The 15,580-nt window shown below is 35.2% G+C and carries 19 protein-coding genes; 3 read left to right on the top strand and 16 right to left on the bottom strand.

Annotation, left to right across the window (positions count from 1 at the left end):
* Positions 1-105 precede the first annotated feature (105 nt).
* The gene (locus tag AYC65_RS10825; protein WP_034871003.1) at positions 106-2,151 is read right to left on the bottom strand and encodes a M16 family metallopeptidase; all 2,046 of its coding nucleotides are present in this window, start codon (positions 2,149-2,151) and stop codon (positions 106-108) included.
* 4 nt (positions 2,152-2,155) lie between these two features.
* Positions 2,156-3,475, bottom strand: a complete 1,320-nt coding sequence (locus tag AYC65_RS10820) for a M16 family metallopeptidase (protein WP_034871002.1) — start codon at positions 3,473-3,475, stop codon at positions 2,156-2,158.
* A gap of 140 nt (positions 3,476-3,615) precedes the next feature.
* Here AYC65_RS10820 and AYC65_RS10815 point away from each other — a divergent pair, with 140 nt between their 5' ends.
* Positions 3,616-4,104, top strand: a complete 489-nt coding sequence (locus AYC65_RS10815) for a DinB family protein (protein WP_034871001.1) — start codon at positions 3,616-3,618, stop codon at positions 4,102-4,104.
* 27 nt (positions 4,105-4,131) lie between these two features.
* Here AYC65_RS10815 and AYC65_RS10810 read toward each other — a convergent pair whose 3' ends face one another.
* Genes AYC65_RS10810 through AYC65_RS10800 form a run of 3 tightly spaced genes read right to left on the bottom strand, consistent with a single transcriptional unit; the run spans position 4,132 to position 6,670 of the window.
* Positions 4,132-5,112 (bottom strand): helix-turn-helix transcriptional regulator, encoded by a 981-nt coding sequence (locus AYC65_RS10810; RefSeq protein ID WP_034871000.1) that lies wholly within the window; start codon positions 5,110-5,112, stop codon positions 4,132-4,134.
* 9 nt (positions 5,113-5,121) lie between these two features.
* Entirely contained in the window at positions 5,122-5,775 is a 654-nt protein-coding gene (locus AYC65_RS10805) for a DUF1345 domain-containing protein (protein ID WP_068801180.1), read from the bottom strand.
* A 22-nt stretch (positions 5,776-5,797) separates the two neighbouring features.
* Entirely contained in the window at positions 5,798-6,670 is an 873-nt protein-coding gene (locus AYC65_RS10800; protein WP_034870998.1) for a bestrophin family protein, read from the bottom strand.
* Between the two features lie 158 nt (positions 6,671-6,828).
* Between AYC65_RS10800 and AYC65_RS10795 the strand changes: the two genes are divergently transcribed.
* Positions 6,829-7,998 carry an MFS transporter gene (locus tag AYC65_RS10795; protein WP_034870997.1) on the top strand — a complete coding sequence of 390 codons (1,170 nt, stop codon included), beginning with the start codon at positions 6,829-6,831 and terminating at the stop codon, positions 7,996-7,998.
* Positions 7,999-8,070: 72 nt separating this feature from the next.
* Here AYC65_RS10795 and AYC65_RS10790 read toward each other — a convergent pair whose 3' ends face one another.
* Positions 8,071-9,012: an MBL fold metallo-hydrolase gene (locus AYC65_RS10790; protein ID WP_034869246.1), complete on the bottom strand. Its 942-nt coding sequence runs from the start codon at positions 9,010-9,012 to the stop codon at positions 8,071-8,073.
* A gap of 4 nt (positions 9,013-9,016) precedes the next feature.
* A complete protein-coding gene (locus tag AYC65_RS10785; protein ID WP_034869245.1) occupies positions 9,017-9,415 on the bottom strand; it encodes a hypothetical protein in 399 nt (132 codons plus the stop codon).
* 217 nt (positions 9,416-9,632) lie between these two features.
* On the opposite strand from AYC65_RS10785, the gene AYC65_RS10780 reads away from it, so the two are divergent.
* Positions 9,633-10,043: a hypothetical protein gene (locus AYC65_RS10780; protein WP_034869244.1), complete on the top strand. Its 411-nt coding sequence runs from the start codon at positions 9,633-9,635 to the stop codon at positions 10,041-10,043.
* 88 nt (positions 10,044-10,131) lie between these two features.
* On the opposite strand, the gene AYC65_RS10775 is transcribed toward AYC65_RS10780, so the two are convergent.
* The 9 genes from AYC65_RS10775 to AYC65_RS10735 all read right to left on the bottom strand — a co-directional run bounded on the left by AYC65_RS10775 (position 10,132) and on the right by AYC65_RS10735 (position 15,539).
* Positions 10,132-10,650, bottom strand: a complete 519-nt coding sequence (locus AYC65_RS10775; RefSeq protein ID WP_034869242.1) for a YceI family protein — start codon at positions 10,648-10,650, stop codon at positions 10,132-10,134.
* A 44-nt stretch (positions 10,651-10,694) separates the two neighbouring features.
* Positions 10,695-11,513, bottom strand: a complete 819-nt coding sequence (gene ygiD / locus AYC65_RS10770; RefSeq protein WP_034869240.1) for a 4,5-DOPA-extradiol-dioxygenase — start codon at positions 11,511-11,513, stop codon at positions 10,695-10,697.
* 71 nt (positions 11,514-11,584) lie between these two features.
* The gene (locus AYC65_RS10765; protein ID WP_034869238.1) at positions 11,585-11,929 is read right to left on the bottom strand and encodes a tRNA-binding protein; all 345 of its coding nucleotides are present in this window, start codon (positions 11,927-11,929) and stop codon (positions 11,585-11,587) included.
* Positions 11,929-12,504, bottom strand: a complete 576-nt coding sequence (locus AYC65_RS10760) for a DUF1572 family protein (RefSeq protein ID WP_034869237.1) — start codon at positions 12,502-12,504, stop codon at positions 11,929-11,931. Before AYC65_RS10760 ends, AYC65_RS10765 begins: the two co-directional genes overlap by 1 nt.
* A 39-nt stretch (positions 12,505-12,543) precedes the next feature.
* Entirely contained in the window at positions 12,544-13,152 is a 609-nt protein-coding gene (locus tag AYC65_RS10755) for an alpha-ketoglutarate-dependent dioxygenase AlkB family protein (protein WP_034869235.1), read from the bottom strand.
* On the bottom strand, positions 13,139-13,384 hold the full coding sequence (locus tag AYC65_RS10750) for an Ada metal-binding domain-containing protein (RefSeq protein WP_034869234.1): 246 nt from the start codon (positions 13,382-13,384) through the stop codon (positions 13,139-13,141). The genes AYC65_RS10755 and AYC65_RS10750 overlap by 14 nt, the downstream gene beginning before the upstream one ends.
* Before the next feature lies 1 nt (position 13,385).
* Positions 13,386-14,099, bottom strand: a complete 714-nt coding sequence (locus AYC65_RS10745) for a 2OG-Fe(II) oxygenase (RefSeq protein WP_078674522.1) — start codon at positions 14,097-14,099, stop codon at positions 13,386-13,388.
* Positions 14,100-14,108: 9 nt separating this feature from the next.
* Positions 14,109-14,954, bottom strand: a complete 846-nt coding sequence (locus AYC65_RS10740) for a methylated-DNA--[protein]-cysteine S-methyltransferase (protein ID WP_034869233.1) — start codon at positions 14,952-14,954, stop codon at positions 14,109-14,111.
* 60 nt (positions 14,955-15,014) lie between these two features.
* Entirely contained in the window at positions 15,015-15,539 is a 525-nt protein-coding gene (locus tag AYC65_RS10735) for a DinB family protein (RefSeq protein WP_034869232.1), read from the bottom strand.
* Positions 15,540-15,580 lie beyond the last annotated feature (41 nt).

Genomic DNA, 15,580 nt, shown 5'->3' with positions numbered 1-15,580 from the left:
AATTTACAAAAATTAAATTAAGATTCCATACATTGTAAACAATATTTAACAAAAAATCCGGTGCAAATTTTTGCACCGGATTTTCTTTATTCTTTAAAGGATGGTTTATTTAAAATCGGTATCCTTAGCTGTATTGAATGTATAAGATTTGATATTGGTTACTAAATCTTGTCCCATCATACTTTGAGAAAGAGTATGAGGTAATTTTACACCATTTACATCTTTATAGTTGCTATAAACAGTTGGAATTGTCATTTCCTGCCCGTTCATTTTCTGTGTTTTGGTTTCTCCGGTTTTTAACCCGCTGTTTACACTGTAATAGTAAATATTATTACCATCTTTAATGACATAAGAATCTTCTCCACCAATTTTTTCTATACCAGATACTTTTAGCTCCGGTTTTTTAGCGAAATCCAACTCTTCAAATAATGAAGGGTTTTTTAACAAGGCAGTTTTTATATCTTCAGGGAGAGGCGTCTTATTTCCCATCATCATCATATAACCATCTTTTCCATCAAATGCCATTTTCTGAACAGTGTTTCCCATAGCGCTTACCTCTTGCAATAGTTTACCACCAAGAGCTTTCTGGCTTTTAATAATAAGCTCCATTCCCTGCATAGTAGCAGAACCTTCAGAAGAGATAGATGTTAGTTTTGATATAGCAGCTTTACCACCTACGGCATTGATATATTTATCAGCAATGCTGGCTACAGATACATTGGTATCTACTTTTTTAGCAGCTGGTTTCTCTGTTTTATTAGCATCTTTATCATAATAATTTACAGGATAGCCTAGTTTTTCTAACCCTTCGGAAATATCAGCTGCTTTCCCGGCGATGAAGATTCTACTTTGATTAGGTAAAATATTAGCCTTTGCAGCATTCTGAGCATCAGATATTGTTACATTGTCAATAGATTTAAGATAATTGGTATAAAAATCTTTTGGCAAATTTTGTATAGCTGAGTTGACTGCAAAATTAGCAATTGTCTCAGGCCTTTCCATAGAACGAATAAAATCTCCCTTTAACTTTGCCTTTGCATTGGCCAATTCTTCCGCTTTAATAGTTGTAATACTATTCAACTCATTAATGAATTCCTTTACTGCTTTATCCGTTACATCATTCCTTACACTTGCACCAGCTGAAAAAGAAGGAGAATATTTAGAAGTATTGAATGACGAATATGCTCCATAAGTAAATCCGTTTTTTTCCCGAAGATTCATGAAAAGACGAGCTTCTCCACCACCGCCAAGAATATAATTGGCGAGTGTAGCTGCAAAATATTGTGGATCCTTCATTTTTAATGTTGTAATGTTCTCTACTGAAACAACAGATTGTACAGCACTTGGAACATTAATGACATCAACTTCTGTTTTTGCGACGTTACTTGCCGGATCTACATTTGGTATTGTAAAACTAGATTTCTTCCAGGTTCCAAAACTCTTTTCAATAAGTTTCTTAGCTTCACCAAATTTAATATCTCCAACTACAACCAGATAAGCATTGTTTGGAGCAAAATATTTATTGTAAGCATCCTGAACATCTTTTAGTTGTATAGCTTTTATAGTTTCTTCGGTATCAAATTCTCCTCTTGCAGTGTTTTTTCCATATGTGATTGCATTGGAAACTTTGGAAGAAAGAAACTGGGCATTTTTTTCGTTATTTTTCAGACTCTCAAGAGATCTTTCTTTTGATTTCTGAATTTCTTCTTCTGAGAATTTAGGATTAATTGCAGCATCTGCCATTAGGCCCAAAACTTCAGGAAAATATTTAGATAAAGAATTGGCAAAAGCACTCCCAGAACCAAAATTTACTGTAGCCCCAAGGAAATCAACTCGTTTGTTAAAGTCGTCTTTAGACATTGTTGTTGTGCCATTACCTAGCTGACTTGCCATAATGCTATTAACTCCGGCTACTTTTCCCTCGTATACAGGAGGTCTGTCCATCCTAAGGGTAACATTTACCTTTGGAAGCTTATGATTCTCTACTATAAGAACAGTAAGACCATTGCTTAGTTTAAACGATTGTGGAGAAGTTATATTAATACTTGGCGTAGGCCCTGGTTTAGGCATAGCGTTAAGATCTATATTCTGTGCTGTCATCATTCCTGAAATTAGAAAGCTTGCAGCGATATATGTAATATGTCTTTTCATGTGTTTATTTTTTTTCAGGAATGTAATTAATGATAACTCTTTGGTTAGGATTCAGATATTTTTTTGCAGCATTTTGCAGATCTTCTCTTGTGATAGATCTGTAAATATCTATTTCTTTGTTAATGAGGTTAGTATTACCTAACAATACATGGTTTGTAGCTAAAGAACCTGCAATACCCTGAATACTTGAGTTTTGATTTACAAATTGGGTTTCAAATCTATTCTGAAGTTTTTGATAATCTTCCTGGGAAATTAACGTTGTCTGCAATTTTTTAATTTCTGCATCTATTTCTGTTTGTAGTACTTGTTTCGGTGTTTGTCCCATTGGGATTGCAAAGAAAGAAAATACTCCGGCATCTTCAAGTCCGTCTGAAATTGATGCAATTTCAAGTGCTTTTTTTTCCTGATCTACTAATTTTTTATAAAGAACAGATGATTTACCGCCGCTTAAATAAGCTGAAAGCATATTGAGTACATATGCATCCCTTTCTTTATTTGATAATGTTCTGTAAGCAAAAACATATGCGGGAAGTTGGATATTTGCGTCAGTTGTTGTAACCTCTTTTTCTTTAATAATTGGCTCGTCTTTCGGGAAGTTCTTAGGGGTAACTGTTCCTTTTGGAATGCTACCATAATATTCCTGTATCCATTTTTTAGTCTGCGCCGGTTTAATATCTCCGGCAACAACTAAAGTAGCGTTGTTTGGGACGTAGTATTTTTTATAGAATGCCTGAAATTCATCTAGTTTAGCAGAATTTAAATCTTCCATAGAACCAATAACAGATCCTCCATATGGGTGTTTATCAAAAAGGTGAGGATATATAGATGTACGATAAATAATACCTCCATATGGAGCATTATCTATTCTCATTCTTTTCTCTTCTTTCACAACTTCTCTTTGCGTGTCTACACCAATCTGATTAATTATTGCACTACGCATTCTTTCCGCTTCCATCCAAAGTCCTAACTGTTCATTATTAGAAGGAAATGTCTCATAATAATAGGTTCTGTCCTGTGTAGTATTGGCATTGTTGGTACCACCATTGGAGGATACAATTTTGAACCAATCTCCTCTTTTAATGTTTGGAGTTCCTTCAAAAAGAAGATGCTCAAAAAAGTGAGCAAATCCCGTTCTTCCTTTTACTTCATCTTTAGAACCAACATGGTACATTACTCCGGTAGTAACAACTGGTGCTGAGTTATCCTGATGCAAAATTACGTGCAAACCATTTGGGAGATCATACTCCTCAAATTTAATTTCCTGAGCATTCATCAGCACTCCTAGGAAGGCTAATGAAGCAAATGATAATATTCCTTTTTTCATATTTAATTAGATAATTGTTTACAATTAGTAGTTGAAAATTCTTTTTTGTTACATTTTAATATAAAAAAATACTGTTGACAAACTGTTGTCACAAACCCGAATTACCTTTGAATCAGAAATAAAATTTAATCTCAAACAATATGGAAACTACACAAATTTCAAAACAAGAAACATTTATGGGTAAAGAAGATTTGCTTAACCACTGGTTAGGACACAGAAATCTTACAAGAAGAGTGATTGAAAAATTTCCGGAAAAAGAATTATTTGAATTCTCGGTAGAAGGTATGCGCCCTTTTTCGGATATGGTAAAAGAACTTCTTTCTATTGCAAGTCCCGGATTACATGGAATAGTTAATAGATCCGAAGAAGCATATAACCATGATTTGAATTTGAATACAAAAGCAGAGTTATTAGCAAAATGGGATGAAGAGACTCCGGTAATTATTGATCTATATAATAAAATTCCGGAAAAAGATTTTCCCAAAAATCATAATCTTTTCGGACAATATAATTTTCCGATAAAAGATAACATTTTGTATTTTATAGACAATGAAATTCATCACAGGGCTCAGGGATATGTTTATTTAAGAGCACTAGGAATTGAACCTCCTTTTTTCTGGGAAAGATAAATACACCAATATAAAATTAAACTCCGGCTATTGACCGGAGTTTTTTATTCTTTCTAATTGGGTTTCCAGTAAGTCTTGCACATCATTTTTTAGAGATTCAGGCTTTATAATGGTAAGGCGGTCCCCAAACATGAGTAACCATCGAGGAAATCCATTATCTATATCCCTTATTGAGAATACCATTTCGGTCTCTTCTCCCAAATCTTTCTCGGAAATGAAGCCATAATAATGGCGATCCCATTTCATATAACCGGCAAAAGAATTGTGTACCCTTATAATGGCTTCGGTACCTTTATGTTCATTTTTTTTCTCCGGTAAAAGTTGTTTCAGATGTGGGTGTTTTTTAGAAAAACCTATTTCCATAATCTGAATTCCCGATATTCTATCAGTACGAAACTGTCTGTAATCATTGCGGAGGAGACAATAAGCCTGTATATACCAATGTCCTTGTTCATAAAATAATCCAACAGGTTCTATTATCCTTTCCTGGCATTTGCTATCCTGCACACCCTTGTAATCTATTCTTACCTGTTTTTGCTGTGCAATAGCATTAAACAGCGTTTCCATAGTATGGTCAGGAGCTTTTTGTACTGATGTACTATGTTGGGGTTTGTGAATAATAATCTGATTCTCCAAAGTAGAAAGTAAATCCTTTTCAGACATTCTTAGAACAGATTTTATTTTATAGGTTGCCGAAAGAAAGTTTTGCTTTAAACCCTCATCAATAAATCTGTCCATTAATTTTTCCGCCGCAATAAAACTTAGTGCTTCCTCCTGAGAAAACATCACCGGAGGAAGTTTGTATCCTTCCATTAGTTCATATCCGGTTCCGGCTTCGCTGTAAATAGGGATTCCTGCCTGTTCAAGGCTTTTTATATCTCTGTAAATTGTTCTTAGGCTTACCTCAAAACGATCTGCAAGATCCTGTGCACGTACCGTACGTCTGGATTGCAGATGAATGAAAATAGCCATAATACGGTCGAATCTTTTAACAATATCTGATGACATAATTGTTTTTTAGTGAATAAGGCCTGCTATAATATTTATAGTTAGCGCTACAACAAAAGTATTGAGAGCAAAGGAAAGTAAACCATGAAACAATGCTACACGACGGATTTCTTTAGATGAAATTTCCACATCGGAAACCTGAAATGTACACCCCATAACAAAGGAAAAGTAAGCAAAGTCCAGATAATCAGGTTTCTCATCTCCAGGATAGTCTAAACCTTTTCCTCCTTTTGTCTTGTAATACAAATGTGCATAATGAAAAATGTATAATGTGTGTACCAGTGCCCATGAAGAAATCATGCTGCCTACAGCAATAAGAACCATAAACCATTGGCTGATATTTTTATCATTAAATCCCATTACCATAAGAAGTACGGTGAATAAACATGCGAATGAGGCCAGAATAACAAATAGAAATACAAATGCTTTGCTTCCGTCTTCTATACTGGCTTTTCTTATTATTTCGGTAACATTCATTGTAAATATTGTGATCCAGCATATTGAAATGTAAGTAATAGCAAATCCCAACCATGTAATCAGTATTCGCGGAAGTACAGGAAGTTCTGATGGTACAATGACAAAAATAAGACCTGAAATAATAATGGAAAGCATCACACGATGGATTGGACGCAGTTTTTTTATGATGTTTAGGATTGAGTTCATGACTGGTTATCAGGTTATTTATTTAAATCAGTTCGCCAACGTGCTTTTTAATATTCAAGGCCATTTTTTCAATTGGTAAATCATCTGCATCTGTACCAAAAGGATCTTCAATAGCTTCAGCAATAAGTTCCAGAGAAGCCAGAATATAGAAAATAAAAGGAACAACTAAAGTTACAAAATAGCCCATAGAGAATACAAAACCGAAAGGAAGTGTAATAACGTAGAGAACAATGAATTTTTTAATAAAAGAGCTATAAGAATAGGGGATGGGCGTGTTTTTTATACGTTCGCATGCACCACATATATTGGTGAGATCTGTGATATCCTGATTGATATTGATAAATTGAGCATCGGTTATAATCTTGTCTTTATATAGCTGATTAACGTTATTGTATATGAGGCTGGCTACCTGATTGGGTCCATGTTTGGAGTCAAAGTTAAGCTCCGGATGTTGTATATCGTCCAGCATGAAGGTAGAATAATCAGAACGTAAAAAAGAGAATAAAGCTTGTGGGTAAAGCGCAATAGCTTTTCTGTAAAAATTTCTGTTCTTTGTGTCTTCCTTTGGTAAATAAGCATTAAGCTTTATAGCCAGGTTTCTGGAAGTATTGGTTAAAGCTCCCCATTGTTTTCGTGCCTCCCACCAACGATCGTAGGCCGAATTGGTACGGAATACTAGTAACAGGGATAAAACAAACCCCAGAAGACTGTGGACAGTGGTAATATTCTTTACCCAGCTTTTATCAGAAAGCTTTAGACTTTCAAGTTCCCAATATGCAATTCCCCACGAAATAACCCCCATGAATATAATATAGGGAAAAAGTTTTCTGAAGGTATCGGTTTTATGGATGAATACTACAGCCTTAAACCATTCTTTTGTATTATAAATAGTCATATACAAAAATAGAATTTTTCCGATTCTTTTCCGATTTTTTAAATTGTATTCTTACTATGAACAAATCTTAATAGACTTAATCTATATCAATTCAGTAGATATTCTTTTGAAAGGTCGTAAATTTGCGCCTTCAAAAAACGAACAGAAATATTAAGGTGATGAAAAAGGGATTATTGGCACTTGCTTTTGGTGGTTTATCCATCGGAATGACGGAATTTACAATGATGGGTATTTTACCGGATATTGCCGGAGATATAGGAGTGAATATACCTGTAGCGGCACATCTTATTGCATTATATGCATTGGGTGTTTTTGTTGGAGCACCTATTCTGGTTTTGTTCACTAGTAAATATCCGCCGAAAAAAGTACTTATTTTACTGATGTTGATGTTTTTTGTGTTCAATGGTCTTTTTGCGATTGCTCCAAATCACTGGAGTATGCAGCTTACCCGTTTTATGTCCGGATTACCACACGGAGCTTTCTTTGGTGTAGGGTCTGTGGTTGCTGCTAAAATGGCACCTAAAGGCAAAGAAGCCCAGTATATTTCCATTATGTTTACAGGGATGACAATAGCTAACCTGTTGGGAGTTCCGTTAGGAACATTCCTCGGGCATCATTATTCATGGAGAATTACATACGGAATTATCTGTTTCTTGGGGTTAGGAACGGCTTTATCAATTTTCTTTTGGCTGCCTAATATTGCTTCAAGTAATTCTGAGAATATTTTCTCACAGCTTTCTTATTTTAAAAGACCAGAAGCCTGGTTGCTAATTGTTTTAATTTCTGTAGGAACAGGCGGTCTCTTTGCATGGATTAGCTATATAGCACCATTAGTGACAAACGTTTCGGGAATAGCTGCAGGGAAAGTCCCTTTTATTATGATTTTGGTAGGACTGGGGATGTGTTTTGGTAATTTATTGGGTGGAAAGCTTGCAGATTCTATTTCACCAACCAAAGCAGCGATGATTTGTTTCTCTTCTATGGCTGTTTGTCTTGTAGTGGTATACTTTACCTCTCCAATAGAATGGACGGCTTATCCTATGGCCTTTATTACAGGATTAATATCGTTTACTATAGGAGCACCTATACAGATTATGTTAATACGTACTGCTGAAGGAGCAGAAACTCTAGCAGCAGCAGCGGGGCAGGCTAGTTTTAATATGGGAAATACTTTAGGAGCTTATTTGGGTGGAATTCCAATTACTCTGGGCTTTGCATATAATACTCCGGTGCTTGTAGGTTCAGGAATGGCTATAATGGGAGTAATGCTTACATATGCATTTTACAAAACAATTGTTCTGAAGAAATATAAGCATCTTACCCGTTAGTGGAAGTTATAAAAACAAAAAGCGCGAAGAAAATTTTTCTTCGCGCTTTTTGTTTTTATAACTTCAATATAATTAAAGCTGAATTTTCTGTCCCTGTTCCGGGAATATTAACTGAACTTTCAATGGATTATTTTCCGTAAGTTCCTTCTTGATAATCTCAATCCGGTTACCTCCGGGTTTTAAATGAGTGATAATAATCTTTAAATCTTTCAGGTCTTTTTGCTGAGCTGTCTTAGCCAGAACAGAAAGCTCTTCATTTAAAAGCTTTGGTGTAAGATGACCAAAAAGTGCATTTTCAGCCCTCTCATTTTCAAAAGAAACTTCGATAAGTATGGCTTTTAATTTTTTGCTTTTTACCAATGGAGCAACATTTTGCCAAAGATTTTGTAATGCATTGCTTTTTTCCACTCTGTCAGCTCCTGTATCTCCCAAATAAAGAATACTTTCTTGTTGTGAACCAGAAACAAGAATCGCGGAACTCTTATAAGGATTTACATGGCTTAGCGGAAAAATACGGCCGGTTAAATTAGTCCCGTCAATAGAAAATGGAGCATTTGTGTCCATTTTTCTATAAGTATACTTGCCCAGAGTAGGCTTATCACCTTCATTTGCGAAATTGATCCAGGCATCATTTGTAAAATACCTGTTTTTTAGTATTTCGGCAGTTTCAGGGATAGAATAGATATTTTTCTTACTGTCATCCGGAGAATTAATGACCATACCGGATAAATGATCCAGATGTCCATGGGAAATAAAATATCCCTTAATGTAATCTTTAAGTACAATCTCATTACTTACAGAAAATACACCTTTCTCTATAGCCTTATCTATACCTGCTCTTACCGTTCCGGCATCCATGCACAAAAATGAATTTTTCCCGGTTTCACCAATGAGGTAAGAACTTAAATTATTTTCTTCACCACCACCATGTACACCTAATGGAATAAGATCAAATGACTGGGCGTTTGAAAATATCTGTGAACAGAAATACAGGCTAAGTAATACTCTTTTCATGGGTTTATTTTACAGAATTTTGTTCTTTTTTTATCATTCTCTGGAAATAGATGTAGCCTAATAGCAGGCATGCAAATACACTAAAAAAGGTAATAGATGTATTTTTTAACTGTTGTGGAGTACTCCTGGCAGTTTCGAAAATGTAAATAATTACAGGCCAAAGGAAAAAAGAAACAAATCTTAGTAAGGGCTTTTGTCTTATCCATTGATATGTATTCAGAAATATGGGAATAATAGAGATACACATAATAGCAATCCCCTTATAAATAGCACTCTGATACTGATCAAACAGATTACCATAAAGCTCTTTTTCATTTCCAATATTGGCATAAAGTAGTATCCCGGCCAGAATAAAGCTACCTATACAGATGGATATATATAATACTATTATTTTCTTTACCATGTTTATAATTTCCGGACAAAGATAATCATCTTTTGTGGTTCATCGAAGAATAACCTGCTGAAGGTTGTTTTAGATGATTTTATGTCACGTATTATGGAAAAATATAATGTAAATAAAAATTTCCATAGAAAGTTTCCATCGAATAAAGAAAAAAAACATCTTTATCGAATATAAAAAGTGCTACATTTGATATAGTTAACCAACAAATACAAAATATATGAAGAGAATCATTTTGCCTTTGGCTGTTTTCGCTCTTGTAGTTTCATGTAACAAAAAAACAGAAACAAAAACTACAACATCAACAGATTCACTAACTACCAAAACGGAATCTGGTACTACAACTTCAACTACAACTACAGAAGTTAAGGCAGAAGTTCCGAAATTTTCTAATGAAGACGTGAACAAAGGATTAGCAGAATATCAGCAATTACTTACTGATTATAAAACAGCTATCGCAAATAAAGATCAAGCTAAACTAACAGAATTAGCAACCAAGTTCCAGACATGGAGCCAGGGTGCTGCTGCTTGGGCTTCAAAATTAAAGCCGGAGGAGCAAAAACAATTTAGTGATTATCTGATGAAAGCTAGCAAAGAGTGGACAGATGCTGCTCAGAGCGCTGCTAAATAGAAGGTAATCTAAGCTTCACAAAACGTTAAACTTAATAAAAAAGCTTCTCACCAAAATGAGAAGCTTTTATTTTGTTCAGAATATTTTCTTATTGAGCTTTTGTAAATTCTACATTAGCGATAAGCTTAACTTCGTCAGAAACAACTAAGCCACCAGCTTCAGTAGTCTGGCTCCAAGAAAGTCCAAAATCTTTTCTGTTGATTTTTCCTGAAATTTCGAAACCTGCTCTTACAAATCCGAAAGGATCGTTGATTACACCGCCAAAGTCAGCATCTAATACAACTGGCTTGCTGATACCCTTAATTTCTAAATCTCCGGCGATTTTACCGTTTTCTATACCAGAAGTACTCGTAAATTTAATTTCCGGATATTGATTAGCAGAAAAGAAATCATCGCTTTTTAGGTGATTGTCTCTGTCTTTGTTTTTTGTATTGATAGAGTTTACATCTGCAGAGAAATTAATCTTTGCATGGCTAAAATCATCATTTTCAGCTTCAATAGCTGCATCGAAAATCTGTAATTCGCCACTCACAGTAGAGATTACCATGTGTTTTACTTTAAATTGTACTTCAGAATGTGAAGGGTCTAAGTTCCATTTAGTTGCCATAATTTCTTAAATTTTAATGATTAAATATTTTGTTAAAGTTTGTTTTATCCTATCTGAAAGGAAAGCATTCCTATCGAACCATAAATTAACTGATCGTTAAATAATTTTATACTATCATTATTATCTCTTAATGCATAAGCATAGAGAGAAGGAATATAATGTTCAGGGGTAGGAACAGAAAGTTGATTTGCAGAGCTGATACCTTGAAATTTCAATAATTCTTCCTGTTTGTCCTGCAATAAATAATTTTTGAAAGTGTCATTGGCTTCTATAGCCCAATCGTAGCCAGTTTCCGGCTGACGCCAGTTCATCATACGAAGATTGTGAACAATATTACCACTACCTACAATTAATACTCCTTTATGCCGTAGATATTGTAATTCCTTTGCCAGTTCATAATGTTCTTTGGGTGATTTATGAACGTCTATACTGAATTCAATAACCGGAATATCAGCATCCGGATAAAGGAATTTTATAACACTCCATGCACCGTGATCTAGTCCCCACATTTTGTCTAGCTCCACAGGTGTAATATCTATTACTTCCGATAATTCTGTGGCAAGTTCCGGACTTCCGGGAGCAGGATATTGTACTGCGAAAAGTTCGGGTGGAAAGCCATAAAAATCGTGTATAGTCTTTGGATGAGGAACAGCTGTTACCTTGGTACCGGATGTTTCCCAGTGAGCAGAAATACATATAACAGCGGCTGGTTTTGGAATTGACTGACCAATTTTTCGCCAACCATTAACAAAATCATTTTCTTCAATGGCATTCATAGGACTGCCGTGTCCCAGAAATAGGACCGGCATTTTTTCGGTATTGGGAAGTCCATTGGTGAATGATTTTAAATGATTAAGTTCCATTGTATTTGTCTCATTTGATAAAGCAAAAATACAACGGAACTGATAGCGTGTTCATTGATGTATGATAACTTTTACGCTATAGGTAATCCATTAGTAGCTTTTTGCTCTGGCTGTAATAATGTAATAACCTGATTGGAGCCTACAATGCCCAGTACAAGGCATTCACTGAAAAAATTGGCTATTTGTTTTTTCGGAAAGTTTACAACAGCAATAATCTGTTGTCCTACTAATATATCCGTATTATAAAGATCAGTGATCTGGGCAGAAGACTTTTTTATTCCCAAATCTCCAAAATCTATTTCCAGCTGATAAGCTGGCTTTCTGGCCTTTTCAAAAACTGCTGCAGAAATAATAGTCCCTACGCGCATGTCAATCTTCTCAAAATCTGACCAGGTAATCTCAGGTTTAATATCCATTATTTATTGTTTGTATTTAATGTTTCGTCTGTAAAATGTTCTCTGTGTTTGGGTTTGTTAAACATATTCTGATTGTAATTAGCAGATGTATTTCTGGGAATAGAAAGACTTTCCCAATCCTGATTGCATATCATTTTTCCGATAAAAACAATTTGGCCAACATGGTAAGGGTAGTGGGCAAGCTGTCTGTTGATAGCTTCTAAAACTGTATGACCCTGATTTCGGATATAGATGATTTTTTCTAAATCCTCATCAGTAAGTGATTCCAGAGTTGTTTGGAAAACATTCCAGCCTTTATCCCAAAAGTCTAGTAACTCGGTTTTAGACTGAAAATCATTTTCAAATTCAGCATCGCGGTTTCTCCATTCTTTTTCACCGTCTGTATTAAATATATCTGTCCATCTGGAAAGCATATTTCCGGCTAAATGTTTCGCAATGACAGCAATGCTGTTGCTTTCTTCGTTGTATTGCCAGAATAATTGTTCTTCGGTAAGTTGTGCGAAAGTTTTTTCTGCCAGAGCTTTGTAATAAGAAAATTGTTTCTTTACACTTTGTAAATAACTATCATTGCTCATCTTAGTAAGAATTAATCTATTAAAGATAAGAAATAACTTTTATTCAACAATGGTGCGGAAGGTTAAGTTTACCCTTTCTTTAAAGAATTTTTTAGTTGGTGGAAGCCGATGCAGCCAGAAATCCTGAGTTTCATTTTTCATTACGAGCAGGCTGCCGTGTTCCAGTATAAGCTCTACTTTTTCTTGTGTTTTTTTATGTTTGAAAGCAAACTTTCTTTCTGCACCAAAGCTCATAGAACCAATGGCACCATGCTTTTTCAGATCCTTTTCGGCATCACTGTGCCAGGCCATACCCTCATCCCCGGAATGGTAGAGATTTAACAGACAAGAATTATAAGTTTCGCCGGTAGTTTGCTCAGCAATTTTTTTTAATACCAAAAGATTTTCGGTCCATGGAAGTGCCGTTTTGGTAGCGTTGGAGTAGGTATATTCAAAAGGTATGTCTCCGTACCAGGCTACTTTTCGTTTGGTCAGAATTTTTTTTCCGAAGATTATGGCCTCATCATTTCGCCATTCGATTTCAGATAATAATAACTGATAATAATAATCGGCTTCTTCTAAAGAGAATATTTTTCCGTAATAATTAACTGTTCCGTCTTTTGGGAGTAGGTTTGCTGTGCTGTCTATTTCGCGTTCAAATAATTCCATTTTTCCATTTGCTGTATTGTTCTTTCATACAATGTCCACATGGACGATATGCCTTTTCTAGGGCATCTTGTTCAGAAATAAAGAAAACCCTGTTTTCCCTTTTCATTCGTTTTCCGGATGTACAGGATAATGTACCATATATTTTGAGTTTCCTGTTTCCACCCAACAAAATATCTTTTCTTCGGATTTTATTTCTCAGCTCCAAATCAGAAATATCAATATGTTTTATCATACTAATTTAAGGCATCGTGAAATATAATACCTAATGTATACCTGTTGCCATTCTTTACTTCACTTACACCATGTTTCATATTAACCCTGTAATAGCCTTTAGCGCCTTTTTCAGGTTTAAAGTTAGTTGTAAATATCAGTAAATCGCCTTTATTAGGCTTTAACACTATTGCCTTAGACTGGGCTCTGGGAATTTGCTGGGTGAGAACGAATTCTCCGCCAGTAAAATCTTCTTCAGGTTGAGTTAACATTAAGACAACCTGTATAGGGAAATACACATCGCCATAAAGATCCTGATGTAATGTATTAAAGCCACCCTTCCCATATTTTAAGATTAAGGCTGTTGCTTTTTTCTGCTCGTTTGCATGACATTCGGATAATAATTCTTCATGAACCAGTGGAAACTGTTTGTCTATTTGCAAAGCTCTAAACCATGTATTCGCAATTGGTGCCAAATATGGATAGATATTGGTTCTTATATTCTGAATAATGTTGGGTAAAGGATAGTCGTAGTATTTGTATTCACCTAATCCAAACCTATGGCGTTCCATAATTACTCTTTTTCTGTAGGCTCCGGCTTTTTCGTAACCTGCTTTTAGTTCTTCACAAGACTTGTTATCGATAAGACCTGGGATAATTGCGTAACCATTCTGGTGCATGTCTTCTGTTACTTTCTCCCAATCAATATTCTCGATTTTTTGAATAAGTGTCGTCATAATTTCTAACTAAAGATCAGCATTTACTCTTGCCTGTTCCCATCCGATAATAGCGGTTTTACGCGTAGGTCCCCACATGTAGCCTCCAATTTTTCCGGTAGATTGAATTACTCTGTGACAAGGAATAAGAAATGCTACAGGATTACTCCCTATGGCTGTTCCTACTGCTCTGGAAGCTTTTGGATTATTGATTTGCTCTGCCAGATAACCATAAGTAGTAAGCTCACCTAAAGGTATTTTAAGGAGAGCTTCCCATACTTTTAACTGGAAATCTGTTCCTTTCAGATGTAACTTTATTTTATTTATGTGTTGCCAGTCCTTGCTGAAAATAGATAATGCATTTTCTTGAAAAGCATCGCTTTGTTCTCGTAATATTGCATTTGGAAATTGCTTTTTAAGCTGCTGGATGGCATCATCCTTATTTTCATAAAAAGTCATTGCACAGATTCCTTTCGTAGTAGAGGCTATAAAAACAGAACCGAAAGTACTATTGTAAAAGCTATAATTAATATGTAAACTTTCGCCACCGTTTTTATACTCGAAAGGTGTCATACCTTCTATATTGATGAACAGATCGTGTAATCTTCCTGTTCCGGAAAGACCTGTTTCATAGGCTGCTTCAGCTAGTGTAGCATTTTGTTTTAGTAAATCTTTAGCATACTGAAGGCTTATGTATTGGAGGAACTTCTTAGGGGAAGTACCAGCCCAGTCACTAAATATCCGTTGGAAATGATAGGGACTTACATGTACATTATCTGCAATATCCTCCAGACTTGGTTGTTCTTTGAAGTGTTGCTGAATGTATTCTATAGCTTCGGCAACACGTTGAAAGTTAATGTCGGTTTGTGGTTTCATCTCTGTTATATTTGAAACAAATTTCCGATAAGTGGTACTATAATAAAACCCGAATCTTGCTTAGTTTTGTAATAATGGAAGATATCTTTCTCTGATGATATTAAAATGGTGGATCTGATGTCCCACCATGGTGAAACCCATTGCCAATACAGACATCTCTGTATTATAATTATTACCCGAATGTTGTATTGTTTCATCATCAAAACCTTCAAACATTGCTTTGCTGGCTATACGAACACTTTTTAGTTCTTTCAAAAGACTTTCTAAGGTACGGTGATTTACTTTTGCATTGTCAGCAAAGAGATTTTCATCAAATCCCTGCGGAGTTACACCATCTTGTCGGGCAAAACGTGTTGTTCTTTCTGTAAAGACTCTTTCAGTATCTATGATATGTTGTATAATCTGTTTGATTGTCCATTTTTCGGGAGCATAAACACTATCTCCCAGTTGAAGTAACTGATCGATGTTTATCTGATCAATCTGCTGAATACTCTCGTCAAAAGCTTTCAGAATTTCAATGTCATCTACCAGATTGATATAACGGTCGTAGTAGCCTGGCATTTTTGTGATATCGGATTTTTTCATATATCAGGATTTTAATATAATATTAGGAGATTTAGTTGTAT

Source organism: Elizabethkingia bruuniana (assembly GCF_002024805.1).
In the GTDB taxonomy this organism is placed as follows: Bacteria; Bacteroidota; Bacteroidia; order Flavobacteriales; family Weeksellaceae; genus Elizabethkingia; species Elizabethkingia bruuniana.
This window is presented reverse-complemented; position numbering and strand designations above follow the sequence as displayed.